This is a genomic window from Bifidobacterium sp. LH_417, assembly GCF_056357035.1.
Genome location: NZ_JBKEVI010000004.1, coordinates 157,602 through 176,933, shown reverse-complemented (window position 1 = coordinate 176,933; position 19,332 = coordinate 157,602). Strand labels below are relative to the sequence as shown.

16 protein-coding genes are annotated in these 19,332 nt (G+C 65.6%); 6 read left to right on the top strand and 10 right to left on the bottom strand.

Annotated features, from left to right (window positions below):
- Positions 1-165: 165 nt before the first annotated feature.
- Both AC1AYR_RS04590 and AC1AYR_RS04585 read left to right on the top strand, forming a co-directional pair.
- Positions 166-924, top strand: a complete 759-nt coding sequence (locus AC1AYR_RS04590; protein WP_476511605.1) for a DASS family sodium-coupled anion symporter — start codon at positions 166-168, stop codon at positions 922-924.
- A gap of 96 nt (positions 925-1,020) precedes the next feature.
- Positions 1,021-1,659, top strand: coding sequence for an alpha/beta hydrolase (locus tag AC1AYR_RS04585; RefSeq protein WP_476511494.1), 639 nt, complete (start codon positions 1,021-1,023; stop codon positions 1,657-1,659).
- Positions 1,660-1,747: 88 nt separating this feature from the next.
- Here the strand turns inward: AC1AYR_RS04585 and AC1AYR_RS04580 are convergent, their stop codons facing one another.
- On the bottom strand, positions 1,748-2,581 hold the full coding sequence (locus AC1AYR_RS04580) for an HAD family hydrolase (protein ID WP_476511606.1): 834 nt from the start codon (positions 2,579-2,581) through the stop codon (positions 1,748-1,750).
- A 290-nt stretch (positions 2,582-2,871) separates the two neighbouring features.
- Entirely contained in the window at positions 2,872-5,997 is a 3,126-nt protein-coding gene (locus AC1AYR_RS04575) for a bifunctional [glutamine synthetase] adenylyltransferase/[glutamine synthetase]-adenylyl-L-tyrosine phosphorylase (protein WP_476511495.1), read from the bottom strand.
- A gap of 145 nt (positions 5,998-6,142) precedes the next feature.
- Here AC1AYR_RS04575 and AC1AYR_RS04570 point away from each other — a divergent pair, with 145 nt between their 5' ends.
- On the top strand, positions 6,143-6,505 hold the full coding sequence (locus AC1AYR_RS04570; RefSeq protein ID WP_476511496.1) for a hypothetical protein: 363 nt from the start codon (positions 6,143-6,145) through the stop codon (positions 6,503-6,505).
- A gap of 97 nt (positions 6,506-6,602) precedes the next feature.
- Here AC1AYR_RS04570 and metF read toward each other — a convergent pair whose 3' ends face one another.
- From metF to AC1AYR_RS04535, 7 genes are all read right to left on the bottom strand, one after another.
- Positions 6,603-7,457: a methylenetetrahydrofolate reductase [NAD(P)H] gene (gene metF, locus AC1AYR_RS04565; RefSeq protein WP_476511497.1), complete on the bottom strand. Its 855-nt coding sequence runs from the start codon at positions 7,455-7,457 to the stop codon at positions 6,603-6,605.
- An 83-nt stretch (positions 7,458-7,540) separates the two neighbouring features.
- Positions 7,541-9,847, bottom strand: coding sequence for a 5-methyltetrahydropteroyltriglutamate--homocysteine S-methyltransferase (metE, locus tag AC1AYR_RS04560; protein ID WP_476511498.1), 2,307 nt, complete (start codon positions 9,845-9,847; stop codon positions 7,541-7,543).
- Positions 9,848-10,094: 247 nt separating this feature from the next.
- On the bottom strand, positions 10,095-10,652 hold the full coding sequence (locus AC1AYR_RS04555; protein ID WP_476511499.1) for a SixA phosphatase family protein: 558 nt from the start codon (positions 10,650-10,652) through the stop codon (positions 10,095-10,097).
- 139 nt (positions 10,653-10,791) lie between these two features.
- Positions 10,792-11,847 (bottom strand): tRNA (adenine-N1)-methyltransferase, encoded by a 1,056-nt coding sequence (locus tag AC1AYR_RS04550; RefSeq protein ID WP_476511500.1) that lies wholly within the window; start codon positions 11,845-11,847, stop codon positions 10,792-10,794.
- Between the two features lie 123 nt (positions 11,848-11,970).
- Complete coding sequence (locus AC1AYR_RS04545) at positions 11,971-12,900, bottom strand: transporter substrate-binding domain-containing protein (RefSeq protein WP_476511501.1); 930 nt, start codon at positions 12,898-12,900, stop codon at positions 11,971-11,973.
- Between the two features lie 10 nt (positions 12,901-12,910).
- Positions 12,911-13,861 (bottom strand): magnesium transporter CorA family protein, encoded by a 951-nt coding sequence (locus AC1AYR_RS04540; protein ID WP_476511502.1) that lies wholly within the window; start codon positions 13,859-13,861, stop codon positions 12,911-12,913.
- Positions 13,862-14,035: 174 nt separating this feature from the next.
- The gene (locus tag AC1AYR_RS04535) at positions 14,036-14,881 is read right to left on the bottom strand and encodes a histidine phosphatase family protein (protein ID WP_476511607.1); all 846 of its coding nucleotides are present in this window, start codon (positions 14,879-14,881) and stop codon (positions 14,036-14,038) included.
- A 135-nt stretch (positions 14,882-15,016) separates the two neighbouring features.
- Between AC1AYR_RS04535 and AC1AYR_RS04530 the strand changes: the two genes are divergently transcribed.
- Entirely contained in the window at positions 15,017-16,303 is a 1,287-nt protein-coding gene (locus AC1AYR_RS04530; RefSeq protein ID WP_476511503.1) for a THUMP-like domain-containing protein, read from the top strand.
- 181 nt (positions 16,304-16,484) lie between these two features.
- Here AC1AYR_RS04530 and AC1AYR_RS04525 read toward each other — a convergent pair whose 3' ends face one another.
- Positions 16,485-16,889: a pyridoxamine 5'-phosphate oxidase family protein gene (locus AC1AYR_RS04525; protein ID WP_476511504.1), complete on the bottom strand. Its 405-nt coding sequence runs from the start codon at positions 16,887-16,889 to the stop codon at positions 16,485-16,487.
- A gap of 215 nt (positions 16,890-17,104) precedes the next feature.
- Here AC1AYR_RS04525 and AC1AYR_RS04520 point away from each other — a divergent pair, with 215 nt between their 5' ends.
- Both AC1AYR_RS04520 and AC1AYR_RS04515 read left to right on the top strand, forming a co-directional pair.
- On the top strand, positions 17,105-18,034 hold the full coding sequence (locus AC1AYR_RS04520) for a DMT family transporter (RefSeq protein WP_476511505.1): 930 nt from the start codon (positions 17,105-17,107) through the stop codon (positions 18,032-18,034).
- Positions 18,035-18,200: 166 nt separating this feature from the next.
- The gene (locus tag AC1AYR_RS04515) at positions 18,201-19,310 is read left to right on the top strand and encodes a hypothetical protein (protein WP_476511506.1); all 1,110 of its coding nucleotides are present in this window, start codon (positions 18,201-18,203) and stop codon (positions 19,308-19,310) included.
- The last annotated feature ends 22 nt before the right edge of the window (positions 19,311-19,332 follow it).

Below are 19,332 nucleotides of genomic sequence, written 5' to 3'. Positions count from 1 at the left end.
AAACGCGCATGGAGGGGACGCAAGACCCGCCGTCCGTCAGGATGGAAGGCAGACCCCCGCGAAGTGCGAACCAAGCAGCCGGGCGACCGGCGTCAGACTTGGAGCGGACGGCCGCAAGACCGTCCTGCAAACTAGAACAAACTAGCTTGCAACGGCACATGGGCTCTGGCCGCGATCGTGCCCGGCCTGCTGTGCCTGATCGTCATCCCCGCGCTCGTCTACCTCATCTACCCGCCGAGCGTCCGGCACGTGCCCAGCGCGCAGGCCGACGCGAAGGCCGAACTGAAGTCGCTGGGCCGTCTGAGCGGCAAGGAATGGATCATGCTGCTCACCTTCGCGGCGATGCTCGTCCTGTGGGCGACCGGACAGGTCACCGGCATCAACGCCACGACCGTCGCGTTCCTCGGCGTCGCCGTGCTGCTGGTGACGGACATCATCACATGGAAGGAGATGGCGGCGAACTCATCCGCATGGTCCACGCTGATCTTCTTCGGCATCCTCGTCGGCATGGCCACCCCGTTGAACGAACTGGGCGTGACCGAATGGGCCGGAGCGTTCATCGCCGACTCCATCGAAGGCTGGCCCTGGCCGGTGGTGCTCGTCCTGCTCACCGTCTGCTACTTCCTGCTGCACTACATGTTCGCCTCCGAGCTCGCGCAGGTCGTGGCGATCTACACGCTGTTCCTGTCCGTGGCGGTCGCGGCCGGCGCTCCCCCGATGGCGACGGCACTGCTGCTCGGCTGCACGTCCGGTCTGATCGGCGCGATGACCCACTACGCGTCCGGATCGTCCGCCCTCATCTACGGCGCCGGATACGTGAAGACCGCGGAGTTCCTGCGCGTCGGTCTGATCTGCGGCGTGGTGACGGTCGCCATCTACCTGACCGTCGGTCTGGGATGGTGGAAGATCATCGGCCTGTGGTGACACGGGCGATGCTCCTCCTACACTGAAAGGAAAACGCGCGTCGCATGTCCTGACGGCATGCGACGCGCGACCGTATGCGTGCAGGAAGGAACGATCATGCGACTCAGTTCGATGAACCGTATCGAGACCGTTAGCGTGGATGACGGGCAGCCGGCCGACGACCGCCTGTTCGTCATGTTCCACGGGTATGGCAACGACGAACGCGAGATGATCCGCGTCATCGACGGCGTGTATGCGGGAACAGGACGGAGCCCAAGCTATATGTCGTTCCACGGCACCTACGACCGCGCCTACATGGGCGGCGCCTACTGGTATCCGGATGGTTGCGGCGTCGAGGAACGCCGCCGGGAATGCTCGGCGGTGGGCGATGCGGTGGTGGCGATGCTCGATTCACCGATGTTCGCGTCGCGGCGGAAGATCCTCGTCGGATTCTCGCAGGGCGGATACATGTCGTACCGTATCGTGAGCGAGCACCCGCACGTGTTCGACGCGGCGATTCTGATGAGCCCGTCGTTCAAGGGCGAGGAGATGACGGACGGCGCGGCGATCAAGGGCGATACGCACTTCTTGCTGTTGTACGGTTCCGAGGACCGTACGATTCCGCTCGACGACCAGCGCGCCGCGCGCCGCGTGCTCGGGGACACCGGTCGTCTCGAATCCCGCGAATACCCCGGTATGGGCCATGCCATCGGCGAGGCGGAGATCGCGGACATCCGCATGTTCCTCGACCTGTGAGCCGCCGAATCACGTCCGCGCGGGTTTCTTGCGCACAACGGGGCTTTTGCGCAAGAAACCCGCGCACGGCAACCGGCAGTGGCCGGAATCAGATGAGGCCGAAATGACGGAAGGCGACGGCGATGCCGTCGGCGTCGACACCCGTGGTCGTCCAGTCGGCGATGGCCTTGATGCCGTCGGTGGCGTTGCCCATCGCGACGCCGACGCCCGCGGCCTCGATCATCTCGGTGTCGTTCTCCGAGTCGCCGATGGCGATGGTGTCGGCGATGTCGGCCCCGTACAGGTCCGCCACGTATCTGAGGCCCGTGCCCTTGTTGACGCCCGGCGTCATGCCCTCGCCGTTGACCGGCGATTCGAGTCCCATCGACCCACTGACGATGTGCAGTCCGTCGCCGATCGCCCCGCGGATGGCGTCGAGCGTGAGCGACGGACGCTCCGCCAGCAGTTCGGGCGGCGCGAAGAACGTGCATTTCGATGCAGGCACGACGTCGCCGAGTTCCACTCCCCCGGCCGACGCCTCGGCCTTCGCGTCGTCCAGGGACCGCCACCAGTCGCCGCCGTACGCCGCGTACTCGTGGCTGCGCACCCATTCGACGTGGCGCCGGTATCCGGGCGAGGTCCACAATCCCTTCGACGACTGCCACATGTAGTTGACGCCCATCTCGTCGAACACCCGGCTCGCGCGCGTGATGACCTTCGGGTCGATGAACCGGTCGAGCAGCACCTTCCCGTCGATCTCGACGTAGGCGCCGACCGCGCCCACGATGCCGTCGAATCCGGGCCAGAGGATCTCGTCGTCGATCTCGGGGCGGGAACGGCCTGTGCCGATGAAGACGAGATGACCGTTGCGCTGGGCCGTATGGATCGCGTCGATGGTCGACCGTGCGATGATGTGGTCGCGCCCGTACAGGGTGCCGTCGATGTCGAGGAATAACTAGGCATTCGGCGTGTACATTCGTACGCATCGGCACGAGGGCGCCCGCGCCACACGCCGCACGCCATACGGACGCCCGGCCGGACGGACGCCCTACACCTCAAGCTGCGCGATCTGCGCGCGCACCTTGTACAGCCTCGCATGGATCTCGTTGCGCCGGGCAGGGTCCTTCACCCGCTGGTGGCCTTCGCGAGCTTCGCCTCGCCGTCCGGCTTCCACTGCCCCGCATACACCTTCGCGACGGCCGGGCGCCCCGACGACATCCCGACGACGTCGCGTCAGCGCCCGTAGAACAAGCGGTCGGTGACCTCGCGCGCCTTGCGCATCACGGCGAGCAGGTCGTTCTCGAAATGCTGCCCGCGGTTCGCGTCATAGCCGAGGTAGACGGCGATGCCGCCGAGCGAGTACATGTCGTCGGGCAGGATGTCGGCCTGGTTGGCGCGTCCCGACCACAGGTAGTTGCCGTTGCGCGCCGCCGTGCACATCGTCCACGCGTGACGCAGCGTGAGCGCGTCGGCCGCGTCGATGAGCTTGCGCCGTTCGAGCACATCCAAAGCCGCCAACGTGCCGTTGACGCGCAGTTCCTTGATATCGCCGGCATGACGCAACTGCATGAGCTGCACGGTCCACTCCACGTCGGACAGGCCGCCCTTGCCGAGCTTGAGATGCCGTTCGCGGCGCACGCCTCGTGGCAGACGTTCCGCCTCCATGCGCGCCTTGAGCTTGCGGATGTCGCCGATCTCCGTATCGGTCAGGTCCACATGCGGGTAACGGAACGGGTCGGCGAGGTTGGTGAGGAAATCACGAGCCAGCTCCTCGTCGCCGGCGGCGTAGCGGGCGCGTAGCAGCGCCTGCCGCTCCCACGTGCTCGCCCATGCGCGGTAGTACTCCTCACAGGAGGCATAGGAGCGCACGAGCGGGCCGTTCTTGCCTTCCGGCCTCAGGTCCAGGTCGAGCTCGATCTTCGGTTCCAGCGTGGTCGGCCCTTGCAGGATGGCACGCAGGTCCTCGACGACTTTACGGGCGAACGCGTTCGCCGTGCCTTCGTCGGCGCCGTCGGCGGGACGGTAGACGAGGATCGCGTCGGCGTCGGAGCTGAAGTTCACCTCGCGTCCGCCATAGCGCCCCATGCCGATGACGGCGAGCGCCGCCGGTGCCGCGGCATCGTGCGCGTCGCCGCCATCTCCCCCGAATTCTCGCGTCCGATTGTCGACCGCCCATGTGAGCGCCGCGTCGATGATCGCGTCGTACACGTCGGTCATGCCTTCCAGCGAGGCGGCGTCGTCCATCACGCCGCTCATCCATGCCAGTCCGATGCGTTCGATCTCGTGGCGGCGCATGGCACGCATGGAGGTCGCGAAGTCGTTGATGCTGCCCGCGTTGCGTTCCAGCGAAGAGCGGCATTGCACGTCGAGACTGTCGCGAGTGCGCGCCCGCAGCCGTTCGTCGTGGCCGAGCCAGGTGACCGATTCGACGGACTTGTTGAGCGCGTCGCCGAGGAAGCGCGAATTGGACAGGATGTGGCACAGGCGTTGCGCGGCGGATGTGGAGTCGCGCAGGAATCCGAGGTATTCGCTTTCGGTGCCGAAATGCTCTTCGAGTTTGCGCCAGTTGAGCAGGCCCATGTCCGGGTTCTGCCCCTGCCCGAGCCATTCGAGCACGGCGGGCAGGATGATGCGGTTGATCTTGGCTGCTCGTCCGATGCCATTGGTGAGGGCGGCGACGTGGCGCATGGCGGCGTCCGGGTCGCCGAAGCCGATGGAGCTGAAGCGTTCGCGCGCCGCGTCCTGGCTCAGATCGATCTGGTCGTCGTCCAGTTGGGCGGAGACCGGCAGCATCGGCCGGTAGTAGATGTCGAGGTGGAGGTGGCGCACTTCGCGGCGCGTCTCGTCGTAGCGTTCGACGAGTTCCTCGGGATGGATGCGGAAGGTGCGGGCCATGCGCCGCAGCTCCTGATTCTGATTCAACGCGTCCACGTCCACATCACGTTTGCGTTCGAGGCCGCCGAGATTGGAGCCCGCCCCAAGGTCTGGGAACAGGTGGGTGCGTTTCAGCGCCCACATCTGCTGGCGGTGTTCGAGCACGCGTTCGAACCGGTAGTCGGCGGAGAGCCGTGCGGCCTGTTTGCGTGAGACGTAGCCGCCTTCGGCGAGCCGTGCCAGCGATTCGAGCGTGGAGCGGGTGCGCAGCGTCTCGTCGGATCGGCCGTGCACGAGCTGGAGCATCTGCACGGTGAATTCGACGTCGCGCAGGCCGCCTTTGCCGAGTTTGATCTCGCGGTCTTTGAGTGGTGCGGGGATGAGATCCTCGACGCGTTTGCGCATCTTCTGGCAGTCGTAGACGAAGTTGTCGCGCTTGGATGCCGACCAGACGAACGGACGAGTCATGTCCATGTACGCACGCCCGAGCTCCGGGTCTCCCGCGACGGGACGTGCCTTGAGCAACGCCTGGAACTCCCAGTTCTCCGCCCATTGCTCGTAGTAGCCGCGGTGCGATTCAATGGTGCGCACCAGCGGACCGTCCTTGCCTTCGGGACGCAGGCCCCCGTCGATCTGCCACAGGGTCGGCTCGGCGACACCCATGATCACCGACTGGCATACGCGCTGCAGCGTGGTGCCCATCTTCGTGCCGACACGGACGAGCTCCTGCCGGCCGATCTCGTTGTCGGCCGGTTCGACCGCATAGATGAGGTCCACGTCGGACACGTAGTTGAGCTCCTGCGCGCCGAGCTTGCCCATGCCGATGATGACGAAACGTACATGCTCGCTGCCGGGTACCTCGTGGCGGGCGATGGCGAGCGCTCCTTCAAGCGCCGCATCGGCCAGATCGGACAGTTCACGGCTGATGGTCGGCTGGATGGCGCACGGGTCTGCGGCGGTGGCGTCCTGCGCCATGATGGCGGCGAGCTGTCGCCGGTAGGTGCCGCGCAACGCGGTTGCGGATTCGGCGAGCGGCAGTGTGGCGACCGGTGCGGCGGTCTCATCCGGGTCGGCGCCGACCGCTTTGAGGATGTGCGCGCGTCGTTGCGCATGGTCGTACAGGTGGCTGTTGCAGCTGTCCTTGGACGCGGCTTCGACGAGTTCGGGACGGAACCGCATGAGCTTGCCGAGTGCGTCGGATACGCCGAGCACGGTGACGAGACGTTCGAACGCGGCTTGGTCGGGCACCATCGTCTCGAAGTCACGTCCTTGACTCTGCACGGCGTTGGTGATGCCGACGAGGTTGGCGAGCGCGGCGTCCGGGTCGCATGCCTCGGCGAGCGCCTTGAGGATGAACCGCAGACGTTCATCCGGCACCCCGTCGGCTTTGAGCCTGGCGAACTGGCCGCGCGCGTCGTCGAGGTTCTGTAGTCCCGCACGGATCAGGTCCATCGCGGAGGGTCGGAATGCGTCATTTGCGTTCATACCTAGCTAATGTACACCGCGCCCTGCGTTAGACTGGGTCGATAGTCGCAATCGTTTCGCGGCGAAGCCCCGGTGCGCGGTGGCCGTCGCCGCATGTCGGACCCCGCCGCGCACGCGGGCCACGGAGGTCCGGGAAGGAATTCTCATGAGCACTGTTGACATTGCGGGCATCATCGCATCCTGCGTGGTCGGCGTGCCGATCGGCATGTTCTTCGGTTTCATCCCGTTCAGGAAGGACGAGCTCACCGACGAGCAGAACCGCCTGTCGCAGATTCTCGGCGTCATCGGCGTGGGCCTGATCGTCGTGCTGATCTTCATGAAGCAGGATGCCGCATCGTGGGCGGCGACCTTCGCGATGCTCGCCGGCGTCGCCATCGCGAAGATTCCGCCGCTGCACGCGTGGGCGTTGCGCCGTTTCCCTCAGCTTCAGCCGAAGAGGAAGACCCCGGCGAAGCGCGTCAGGAAAGAGAAGACCGCTTCGAGGAATTCCTCGAAGCGACACCGCTGACGCGACGGACCTGCCGCGGTGCATACAGCCCCGTATACAATCGATCGGCCGGTTCCCCTCATCGGGAACCGGCCGATCGTCATCGGTCGCGTAGCCGCTATTCCTCCGTCTTGGTAAACAGGGGACGCACGTTGCGCCAGATGCGGCGCGTACCGGCGGGACGGTTCATCGTGTACAAGTGCACGCCGTCGACGCCGTGCGCGACGAGATCGGTGATCTGCGCGGACGCATAGTTGATGCCCGCCTCACGCAACGTGGGCACATCGTTCCCCCACTTGTCGAGCAGCGCCTCGACGACGGCGGGGACGCGCGTGTTGTTCTTCGCGGCCATCGAACGCAGGGATTTCGCGCCGCTGATCGGCATGATGCCCGCCTCGATCGGCACGTCGATGCCCGCCGCGCGCGCCTTGTCGAGGAACCGGTAGAAGTCCTCGTTGTCGTAGAACAACTGGGAGATGAGGTGCGTGGCGCCCGCGTCGACCTTCGCCTTGAGATAATCGATGTCCTGGTCGAGCGAGTCGGCCTGGATGTGGCCTTCCGGATAGCATGCGCCGAACACCTTGAGCTCGGGCCTGCGCTCGCGGATGTACCGCACGAGGTCGACGGCGTGCTCGAACACCCCCACCGGCTCCTCCCCTTCGATGTAGTCGCCGCGCAGGGCGAGCACGGCGTCGACACCCGCATGGTCGAACATCTCCAACGCCTCGTCGACCTTCGCCTTGTCGGAATAGAGGGCGGTCAGGTGTGCGACGGTGGGGATGCGGTACTCCTTGCGGATCGTGTTGGCGATGCGCGCGGTGGCGGTGCGGTCGGCGTGCGTGCCGTGGCCGTAGGTCACGGAGATGAAGTCGGGGTGCATGCCCTGCAGCCCGTCGAGCGTGTCGTAGATGGTGCCGACGGGGGCGTCCCTTTTGGGCGGGAACACTTCCAGCGAGAACATCGGCTGATGCATGATCGGAACAACCTTCCTTTGGCGACGTGAGGCTCCCTCTTGGGGAGGGAGCCTCACTCATTCATTGCGTTGTCGGAACGTCGCTACTTGGCGAGCTGGGCGCGCACGGCCTTGGCGGCGGCGACGAGATGCTCGAGGCTCGGCCAGGTCTCCGCGTTGCCGCGGGTCTTCAGGCCGCAGTCCGGGTTGATCCAGACCTTCTCGATGTCCATCTTCTTGAGAATCTCGCCGATGCGCTCCTCGATCTCCGCCTCGGAGGGGATGCGCGGGGAGTGGATGTCGTAGACGCCCGGGCCGGCCTCGGTCTCGAAGTTGGCCTCGTGGATGGCGTCGAGCACGACGAGGTCGCCGCGGGACGCTTCGAAGGAGATCACGTCGGCATCCATCGCGTCGATGTCGCGGATGATGTCGTTGAACTCCGAGTAGCACATGTGCGTGTGGATCTGCGTGGTGGGCTTGACGCCGGAGTGCACGAGACGGAACGCGGGCACGGCCCAGTCGAGGTACTTGACGTGCCAGTCGGTCTTGCGCAGCGGCAGCTTCTCACGCAGCGCGGCCTCGTCGATCTGGATGACCTTGATGCCGGCGGCCTCCAGGTCGAGCACCTCGTCGCGGATGGCGAGGGCCAGCTGCTGGGTCTGCTGCTCGTGCGTGATGTCCTCACGCGGCCAGGACCAGTTGAGGATGGTGACCGGGCCGGTGAGCATGCCCTTCATCACATGATCGGTCTTGGACTGCGCGTACGCGGACCATTCGACGGTGATCGGCTTGGCGCGGGACACGTCGCCCCACACGATCGGAGGCTTGACGCAGCGGGTGCCGTAGGACTGGACCCACGCGTTCTTGGTGAACAGGAAGCCGTTGAGGTTCTGACCGAAGTACTCGACCATGTCGTTGCGCTCGAACTCGCCATGGACGAGCACGTCGAGGCCGATCTCCTCCTGATGCTTGATGCACGCGTCAATCTGACCCTTGATGAACTCGTCGTACGCTTCCTTGGTGATCTCGCCCTTGCGCAGCTTCGCGCGCTCGGCACGCACCTCACGCGTCTGCGGGAAGGAGCCGATCGTGGTGGTCGGCAGCAGCGGCAGACCGAGGGCCTCGCGCTGCAGCTGCTGACGTTCGGCGCGGGCCGGCTGGCGCGTGTAGTCGGCGTCGGTGAGGGCGGCGAGACGCTCGGCGACCTTCGGGTCGGCAGCCACGCGGGTACCGTCGAACAGTTCCTGGTTGGCGGCGAGGGCCTTGTCGGCCTTGCGGGTCTCGTCGTCGGCGTCGGCGAGTTCGGCGAGCTCCTTGACTTCGCCGAGCTTCTCGACGGCGAACGCGAAGTGCTTGAGGACGGCCGGGTCGAGGGCGGTCTCGCCTTCGGTGCTGAACGGCACGTGCAGCAGGGAGCTGGCGGTGGAGACGGCGACGTTCGGCGTGACCTGCTTGAGGGCGTCGACGAGGCCGAGGCTCACGGCGTAATCGTTGCGCCAGATGTTGCGGCCGTTGACGACACCGGCGAAGATCGTGGTGTTCTCGGCCACGCCGTGCTTGGAGACGGCGGCGAGGTTCTCGTCCTTGCCTTCGTTGAGGTCGAGGCCGATGCCGTCGAAGCCGAGCAGGTTGACGGTCTCGTACACGTCGGCGATGTGGCCGAAGTACGTGTTGAGCAGCACCTTGATCTTGCCGTCGCGTGCTGGCAGGATCTTCGCATACAGGCTCTTGAACAGTTCGACGTCGCCGGGCTCCTTGTCGAGCACGAGGTACGGCTCGTCGATCTGCACCCACGCCGCGCCGAGCTCGATGAACTTGGCGAGCACCTGGGCGTACACGGCGGCGACCGCGTTCACGAGGCCCTTGTCGAAGGCGAGCTCCTGGGCGTCGTCGTCACGGGCGAGCTTGAGGAACGTGTAGGGGCCGATGAGCACCGGCTTGGTCTCGACGCCCTGCTCCTTGGCTTCGAGGTACTCGTCGAACGGCTTGGTGCCATTGAGCTTGATCTCGGTGGAGGGCTCGATCTCCGGCACGAGGTAGTGGTAGTTCGTGGTGAACCACTTCTTCATCGGCAGGGCGGTCACATCGCCCTTCTCGCCCTGGTAGCCGCGCGCCATGGCGAACAGCGTCTCCTCGGGCTCGGCGAAGCCGAGGCGCTGGTAGCGTTCCGGAATCACGTTGAGCAGAATCGCCGTGTCGAGCATCTGGTCGTAGTAGCTGAAGTCGTTGCTCGGGATGAGGTCGACGCCGGCCTTGGACTGGAGCTCCCAGTGCTTGGCACGAAGCTCCTTGGCGGTGGCACGCACCTCGTCGAGCGTGGCGTTGCCCTTCCAGTAGGCCTCGATGATCTTCTTCAGCTCTCGGTTCTGACCGATGCGCGGGAATCCGGACACGGACGTGAGTGCAGTCATGAATCCTCCATACTGCTGTCGTAGACGAAACGGCTTTTCAACCCGCCCAGCCTATCAAACACATCCGCAAACAGGGTCATCAGCGACACTTAAGTGTCGCTATCAATCGGCTTTATAGCGCCGTTTTGCGACCTTGACGAACGAACGCTTGGCAACCGGACGAATACACGAGCGACGAGTATACGCCGCCCGTGCCGCCATCGCGCGGCCGTGCCCATATACCGGCCGGCGGACCGGCACGACCGTCTCAGTCGAAATCGCTGGAGCTCATCACGGCGAGCAGATCGCCGGAATGCACCTGCCACTGCTTGAACGGCTTGTCGGAGCCGAAGATCACGACGCCGGCGGTCTGCAACCCAAGGTTGAGCAGGTCGAGGCGTTCCGGATCGGATTCGGAGGAGGCGAGCCACTGGCTGGCGATCGACACGGTGGGCTCGTGGCCGAGCACCATGAGCACGCGCGCCTTGTCCTTGACGTGCGTGAGCTCGTCGAACACGGCCTGCATGCCGCCGTCGTAGAGGCTCTGATGGTAGTCGACCTTGGGCTTGTCGCCGAAGGTCTTGAGCATCTTGCCCAAGGTCTGGCGGGCGCGCGTGGCGGCCGAGCAGGCGATGGCGTCGGGCACGAGCTTCATCTCGGCGAGGCCCTTGGCGACCTTCTTCGCCTGCTTGAGCCCCTTGGGCGTCAGCTCGCGCCCGTAGTCGCCTTCGGCCCCGAACGGCTCCGCCTTCGCATGCCGCATGACGATCAGGATATGCTCGTAGCCCTTGGCCCGCTTCGCGACCTTGTTCGGATTGACTCCCACGTTGGGCCTCCCAGCCTTGATGTCCACCGCCCCGCGTTGCGGGCTCCGGTGAACGTTCACGGATACATTGTCCGATTATACGTCCGCACACATGCCCATGCGTTCCACCATCAGCGCTCCGCCATCAGCCGCCCCGCCGTCAGACGTCGAGGGACCCCACCTGACGGTCGAGGTCGCGCAGCACCTTGCGCAGCTTGCGGTCGGAGATGTCACGCAGTTCGAGGTCCTCCAACTGGGCCTCGCGCTCCTCGGCGGTCATCTCGTCCACGTCGGTGACGGTGTCCTTGGCGGGGCGTTCCCGCTTCTTCAACGCCGTGAAGCCGTCGGCCATGGCGCGCGCGACCACGAGGAACCCGGTGTGGCCGATCATCTGATGGTCGGGGCGCACGGCGAGGCCGGCGACCTTCCAGCTGCGTTCGAGCGTCTCCTGCACGGCCGGCTCGGTCCAACGCCCGGATTCGCGCAGCGCCTCGACCATACGGCTCATCTGCGTGGTCGTCGTGATGTAGGCGATGAGCACGCCGCCGGGCGCGATGACCCGCCACGCCTGGTCGAGACGGTTCCACGGATCAAGCATGTCGAGCATGATCCGGTCGTAATGGTGTTCGGGCAGTCCCGCGGCCACCGAGTCGAAGTCGCCGGTCCGAAGATCCCACCATGCGGGTTTCGTACCGTAGTAGAGCGTGGCGTTCGCTTCGGCCACGCGCGCGAAGTCGGGACGCAGCTCGATGGTGGTGAGCTCGCCCGACTCCCCCACCGCGTCGAGCAGGTTGACGCTCATCGCGCCCGAGCCAGCGCCGGATTCGAGCACGCGATGCCCGGAGCGGATGTCGCCGAGCTGGATGACCTGCGCGATGTCCTTCGGGTACATGATCTGCGCGCCGCGCGGCATGGACAGCACGTAGTCGGCGAGGCGTGGGCGCATCACCGCGTACTGCCATCCGCCGATCGCGCGCGCCGCCTTCCACGGCTTGCCGGCGTCGCGTTCGGGATGCAGGGCGTTGACCTGCGCCTCACGTTTCGCGGTGACGGTGGTGACGACCACGCCTTCGGTCCGTCCGATCACGTCGTCGTGCAGAATCAGCCCGTGTTCGGTCTGCGTGCTGCCTCCCGCGACGATCTGATCGGTGATCTTCTTGCCTTTGCGGTCGGTGAACTGCACCTTCTCGCCCGCCTGAAGCGGTCCACGTCGCATGAACGGTCTCCTTAACTGTCTGTGTTGTACTGTCTGTGCTGTCGTCCTGGAACAGTCGACGGAACGTCGACGGAATACGGTCATCGTGCCCTACCGCACGGACTATCGAGGCCCGCGGCCCCGCTACCGCGCCGGGCGCCAACCGGTCGCGTCGGCGAGCGCGTCCAGTGCGGCGTCGTACGAGCCGTCGTCACGCATGCCGTCCAACGCTTCGGCGACGTCCTCGGCGAGCGTGACCGCGCCGGCGGGAACCGCGATGCCATAACGGATACTCCCGTAGCGCACGCCCTTCACGCGTGTGACGAGCGTGCCGCCTTCGGTGCGCGCGAAGCCGGCGAGAATGGCGGCGTCGCCGGCGATCGCGTCGGCGGTGCCGACCATGAGGTCGGTGACGCATTGCGGGTAGGTGTCGCGTTCCCGCACGCGAGCATGCGGCTGCACGCCGAGCAGCGTCTCCTTCGCGCCGCTTCCGGCGACCGCGCACACGGCGCGTCCCGCGAGCGCGGACGTGGAACGGATGGTTCCGGCGTCATCCGGTCTGGCGAGCAGTCCCTGACGGGTGGTGAGATACGGTCCGGCATAGGCGGCGTCATCGTCGGCGGCGATGCCCTGTGCGTTCTCGCCACGCGTCGCATCCGTCGCGTCCGCCGCATCCGCCGTATCCGCCGTATCGTCGGCGGGCATCGGCATGCCGGCGACGACCATGTCGATAGTGCCGTCGGCGAGCAGGTCGAGACGGTTGGCGGGTTCGACCTGTTTGAAGACGATCTGTTTGTTCGCGTATCCGAGTTTCTTGGCGACGTACCGGGCGATCTCGACCTCGAATCCGCCGTAGCCGCCGTCGTGCCAGCGTGACAGTCCCGGTTCGTCGGCGGCGACGCCGATCGCGATGGTGGGGCCTTCCGGCTGCCGCACCGTGGAGGGCGCGCCGCCGCAGCCCGCCGTCACGGCGAGCGCGAGCGTCGTCAGCGCCGCGGTGAGGCCCCGCGCGACGTGCGTACGCGCGCGGGACCGCCGACGCGGACGGGCGGTTCGATTGCGGATGGCTGCCATGGGCACCGTCTCACTTGAACATGCGCGAGCGGGTGAGGAACCAGGTGACGGCAGCGGAGAGCGCCACGGAGATGAGGATGATGACGGCGAAGCCCCACGGCTTGCCGGTCAGCGGCATGCCGAGCATGCCTTCCTGGAAGTTCATGCCGTACATGGAGAAGATGAGCGTGGGGATGGACAGCGTGATGGAGATGATCGTGAAGATGCGCATCACGTTGTTCAGGTTGTTGGACACGATCGAGGCGAACGCGTCGGTCATGTTCGCGAGGACGCCGCTGTAGATGTTGGCCATCTCGATGGCCTGCTTGTTCTCGGTGATGACGTCGTCGAGCAGGTCCTCGTCGTCCGGGTACTGCTTGATGCGCTGCAGGGTGGTGAGCTTCTCCATCACGATCTCGTTCGATTTGAGGGAGGTGGTGAAGTACACCAAGGTCTTGCTCAGCTCCATGAGCATCATGATTTCGCGGTTCTGCATGGAGTGGCGCAGTTTGAGTTCGAGCTTGTCGCTTTCGCGGTCGATGATGCGCAGGTAGCGCAGGTACATGGTGGCGTTGCGGTAGAGGATCTGCAGGATGAACCTCGAGCGCATGTACGTGTTGAACCCGCGAATCGTGCCTTCCATGAACGGGTGGAGCACGGGGGTGTCCTGCATGCACACGGTGATGATGAGATGCTCGGTGACGATGATCGACAACGGGATGGTCTCGTACCAGTCGCGTCCGCCGCGTTCCTCGACGGTCGGGATGTCGACGATGACCATCGTGTAGTCGTCCTCGACGTCGACGCGGGAGCGTTCCTCGTCATCGAGCGGCGCGCGCAGGTCGGCGAGGTCGACGCCGGTTTCGGAGGCGACGGTGGCGAGCTCCACGTCGGTGGGTTCGGTCAGGCACAGCCATGAACCGTTCTCCGGTTTGTCGACCCGCTCCACTTGGCCGTTAATGGTGCTGAACATCCTCAACATCGTCTTCTCACCCGCCTTTCGCCGTATCCGCTTGCCGCGTCCATATCGTCATCCATGCGATGCGCGATTCGGGGCATCCACCCCGAAAACCTCGACAAGTCTAGTCCCATGTGCGGGACGTGCGCCATCGGATGTCACACGGGTGCGCGAATTCACGGCGAATTCGCATGTCCGTCACCAGTTGATCGGCTTCCATGCGGCCATGTGCGGGCCGCGCAGACCGGCGGGGCCGTTCTCCCAGTCGGCGAGGTTCGCGACGGGCGGGCACTGGTTGTGTTCGACGAGGTCGAACATCGGCTCGTCCGCGTGGCGGCCGTTGACGGTGTGACGTACGGTGAGACGGCTCCAGCAGGCGTTGCGCATCGAGCCGATCGCGTTCATGCCGTCCGGGTCGAGCCCCAGCAGTTCGCCGATTGTCGCGACGATCCACGAGCCGTGGCCGACGAGCATCAACGTGGTGGGTCGTTCGTCGGCATACTCGGGGTCGGCGATGATGTCGCGCACGGCTTTCGCGCCGCGCTCCCCCACGGCCCGGCGGCTTTCGACGCCGTAGGCGGTTTCGCCGCCCTCGTGCCGTTTCCACGAGGCGTAGGCTTCGGCGTCCATCGCCTTGACCTCGTCGCGTGTCATTCCCTCCCACTGCCCGAAGGACCGTTCGCGCAGGCGCGGGTCGGGTGTGACGGGAAGGCCGAGGATGTCGGCGAAGGCATGTGCGGTCCTGAGGGCGCGGAACAGGTCGGAGCTCACGACGACCATGCGTCGGCGGGCGTCGGGGGCCTCCTCGTATTCGAGCGTGCTGGCCCGTTCCCTCGCGTCCGGCCCCGGCTGCGGGATGGCCGCCGGGTCGTCGGCGAGCCGGCTCACTTTCGCCCAGTAGTAGCGGGAGGCGAGCGCGAGTCCCGCCTGGTCTGCCTGCCATTGGCCGACGATGTCGAGCGGCACGTCGATCTGCCCCTGCAATCGGCGTTGGAGGTTGTAGTTCGTGCGTCCGTGCCTGAGCATCACCACTTCGTCGATCATCATCGGTCCTTTCCGCATACCGGCCGTTCCTTCACTCACGGTCGTCCGTCTTCCAGCTTCCCACATGCCCATCCCGACGCGTCGATCCCGCATGCGCGCCGCGTGGGCCCGCATCGGCACCGATACAATGAAACGGTGCTGATGAACGATGAGACGCGCGCCTTCGTGGTGGCGCACCGGGGCGACGACGTGCGCGATCTGGCGCTGCATGCGAAACCGTCCCCCGGCGTGGATATGACGATGGCGCTGAACCAGATCGCCGGCTGGAACACGGCCCGGGTGAAGCTGCCGGAATGGGCGGCGTGCGAGGGTGTCGTCTACCCGCCGCACCTGTCGATGGAACAGTGTTCGTCCGAGGCGACGGCCCGCTACAAGGCGGACGTCGCGCGGCGCATCATCACGTCCGGCGTGGCGGACGCGACGGACGTCGCCGACTCGTCCAACGCGCCGACGACGCTCATCGACTTCACCGGCGGCTTCGGCGTGGATTTCTCGTATATGGCGCGCGCGTTCGACCATGCGGTCTACGTGGAGCGACAGGAGCATCTGTGTGAACTGGCCGCGCACAACATGCCCGCGTTGGGGCTCACGCACGCGCGCATCGTGAACGACGACGCGGCGGCGTATCTGGAGACGCTTGCCGATGATGCGGCGACGGTGGCGTTCCTCGACCCTGCCCGGCGCGACGCGCACGGCGCGCGCACCTACGCGATCGCCGACTGCACGCCGGACGTGCTCGGTATGCTCGACCGTCTGCTCGCCATCGCCCCGCACGTGATGGTCAAGCTCTCCCCGATGCTCGACTGGCACAAGACGGTCGCCGATTTCGCGGGACACGTGCGCGAGGTGCATATCGTGTCCACGGGCAACGAGTGCAAGGAGCTGCTGCTCGTCGTCGGCCGCGACGCGTGCGACGCGCCACGGGTCATGTGCGTGAACGACGGCCAGGTACTGGAATTCGATGCACGAGAGGACGTCCGCGACAACGATGAGAACGACCCGGCCCTCCTACCGGCGACCGTCCCCCTGCCATCCGCCGATGCCGACGACGCCGCCACGTGGCGATACCTGTACGAGCCGAACGCATCGGTCATGAAGGCGGGTTGCTTCCGACTGCTCGCGCGTCGGTTCGCCGTGACGCCGGTCGCACGCGACAGCCACCTGTTCGTCTCCACGGCCCCGGTCATGGAATTCCCCGGCCGAGCGTTCGCGATCGACGCGATCGCGACGATGAACAAGAAGGACCTCAGGCGTGTGACGGATGGTCTCACGCACGCGAACATCGCGACGCGCAACTTCCCGATGCCGGTCGTCGTGCTGCGCCGCAAGCTCAAACTCAAGGACGGTGGCGACGCCTACCTCTTCGCCACCACCGACGCGCGAGGACGCCACATCGTCATCCGTTCGCACAAGGTCCGATGACGCCTTGTCCGGCCATGTCCGTCCGCGTCGGCCCGGACAATCGTGACGAACGCATCGCGGAGCTCCTGCCGTCAGCCACGCCCGGCACCCGTACGAATACGATGAGGGTCCCGGCCCGGTGCATCGAAGGCGATCACCGAATCGGGACCCTCACACGACAACGGGATGGGTGCCGGGAGATTCAGTCCTTCTCGATGGTCTTGCCGGCGGTGGGGCCGGAGGCGAGGTTCTGGATCTCGGTGACTTCGAGCACCGGGATGACGGCGGGCTTCTTCGTGCCCTTCTCCTCGGCGACCTTGACCTGCTCCTCGTAGATGGCGTCATCGGAGTGCAGGGTCACGGTGCCACGGAAGCGGTAGCCCTTCTTCTCGGCGAGGTTCGCGAACGCGATGACCAGCGGGGAACCGTCCTTGAGGTTCTCGTAGGCCTGGCCGGCGGTGCGCTCGTGGTAGGCGATGTGGTTGTCGTCGAGCACGAACAGGCTCATCTTCGGACCGAGGTCGAGCTGGCCGTCCTTGGAGACGGTGGCGACCCAGCCCAGATTGTTCTCGATGAAGGTCTTCATCTCGGCGGTGATCGTTGCCATGGCAGTGTCCTTTCGTTGCAACGGACGGGTATATCCGCCAACCACATTACCCACTTCCCCGACGCGCCCGGCCGGTATCCGCTGTGAGCATGCACACATGGGCATGTCACGCCCGCGCCCGCCGTATCGTATGAGCGGCATACCGCCGTCCGCCGTAATCGACATGAGCCGGCGGACGGCACCATTCGAGAAAGGATGTCAAGGTGGGTGTGCGCATGACCCAACGGTTCGACGCCCTGCGCAGTCGCTGGTCCCGTTCGTTCCCGCCGAATCTGGCGCGTCTCATGCTATTGGCGTGCGCGGCGTTGTGGGGCGGCAGCTATCTGCTCGCCAAGGTGGCGATGGCGGCGATTCCTCCGCAATGGCTGATGACGCTGCGCATGGCGGGCGCCTGCGCGTGCATGCTCGTCCTGTTCCACCGTCGCATCCTGCCGTCCCTCAATCGTGCGATCATCGTGCCGACGCTGGTCGTCGGGCTCACCTACTGGGGCACGATGGTCACGCAGACCATCGGTCTGAAGACCATCGACCCGGGGCGCAGCGCGTTCCTGACCGCCGCGTACTGCGTGCTGACCCCGTTCGCCACGTGGCTCGTCTCACGCGTCCGCCCGCAGGCCATCAATCTGGTGGCCGGTGTGATCTGTCTCATCGGCGTCGGGTTCGTCTCGCTCAAGGACGGCATGACGCTTTCGCTGTCCATCGGCGATTGGCTGACGATCGGCACGGCGATCATCTTCTCGTTCAATCTCACCTGTCTCGGCGTGTATACGAAACGCTTCGACCCGATCGCCGTCACCTTCGTGCAGTTCGCGGTCGCCGGCGCGCTGTTCCTCGTGGGCGCCGCGGCCACCGAATCCGCTCCGAGCGCGGCATGGCTGGCCCCGCCGGTGGTGGCGAGCGTCCTGTACCTGTTCCTCGGAGCGACGATGAGCGCACAAATTATGCAGAACATCGGGCTCGCGCACGTACCCGCCTCGCAGGCATCGATCATCATGTGCACGGAAAGCCTGTTCGCCGTCTCGTTCTCCGCACTATTCTGGGGCGAAAGAATCATGTGGAGCTCACTGGTCGGGTTCGCGCTGATCTTCACGGCCGTGCTGTTGTCCGTCATCCGCCCGACGCGCCATTCGCTGCATCGCAACTAACGCCGGCGCGCGCACCGACGGCCGCCCATGTGACGCCGATATGTCGCTTCTGTGGAGATTCGCACACACATGTAAGCATTCTGAATCTTTCGTGGACGCCTCAGACTATTCCAAGCAGTTTTCGGTACGTTCTATCTTCGTGAAGAAGTTTTTCCAAGGCATATCGATGTCGCAGATCATCGCGGGATCGCTTGCCGCCGTCACCTCGTTCCTGTTGTCCGCGAAGATCGGCATCGCGGGTTCGGTCATCGGCGCGGCGGCCAGTTACGTGATCTCCACTCTGGCGGCGAACATCTACGGCACGATTCTCAGGGCCTCCGGAGAGAAACTCCAGGAGGTCAATCCGCTGAGCGGCAACTCCGGGTCCGATGCGGACGACGAGGAGTCCAAGACCGACGCGAAGGACGCCGAGAAGGACGCAACGAAGGATGCAACGGACGCGAAGTCCGATGCCGAGTCCGAGCCGTCCGACGATGGCGAAGAGACCGTCGTCGGACGGTTCAACGGCACCGAAGTGCTTGCGGCGGGCACCGCCGGCGCGAAGGGACGCCGACTCGGTATCGGCGACGTGCCGCTGCCCCCCGCTGCCGCGAACGCGACCAACGGCAACGCCAACGGACGAATCGGGCGTGTTGCCGGCTCGAACGGATTCGGCGACGTCCCTTCGACGAACACGAGCACCTACACCGTGTCCGAGCTGCGCGGCAAGCGCAAGATCGATCCGAAGCGTATGGCCATCATCGTCTCCGTGGTCAGCGGCCTGCTGGGCGTGGCGATCACGGCCGGCGTGGTCATGCTCATCACCAACGGCAACGGCACCGACACCGTGGTGCGCGACATCGTGAGCCCCTCGTCCACATCCAAGACGACGACGAACGATTCGTCCACGCAGAACACGCCGTCGACGCCGGAACAGCCGAACGACCAGAGCGGATACGATACGACCGGCGAGACCACGGACAGCACCACGGACGGCAAGACCAATAGCAAGACCGACAGCAAGACCGGGTCGACGGGCACGGACTCTTCGTCCGGAACCTCAGGCTCAGGCACAAGCGGTTCCGGCTCGTCGTCCTCCGGTTCCGGCACGACGGGCTCGTCCAGCTCCGGCACGACGGGCTCGGAATCCTCCGGCAGCAGCTCCGGTTCCAGCAGCAGCTCCGGATCATCCAGCACCACGGAAAGCGGATCCGGATCGGGAACGACCGACTCCAGCGGCACGGATTCCAGCTCTTCCAGCGGCACCGGCACCGAATCCTCCGGCACCACGAACTGACCGTTGGTGGCGTAGCCGGCTC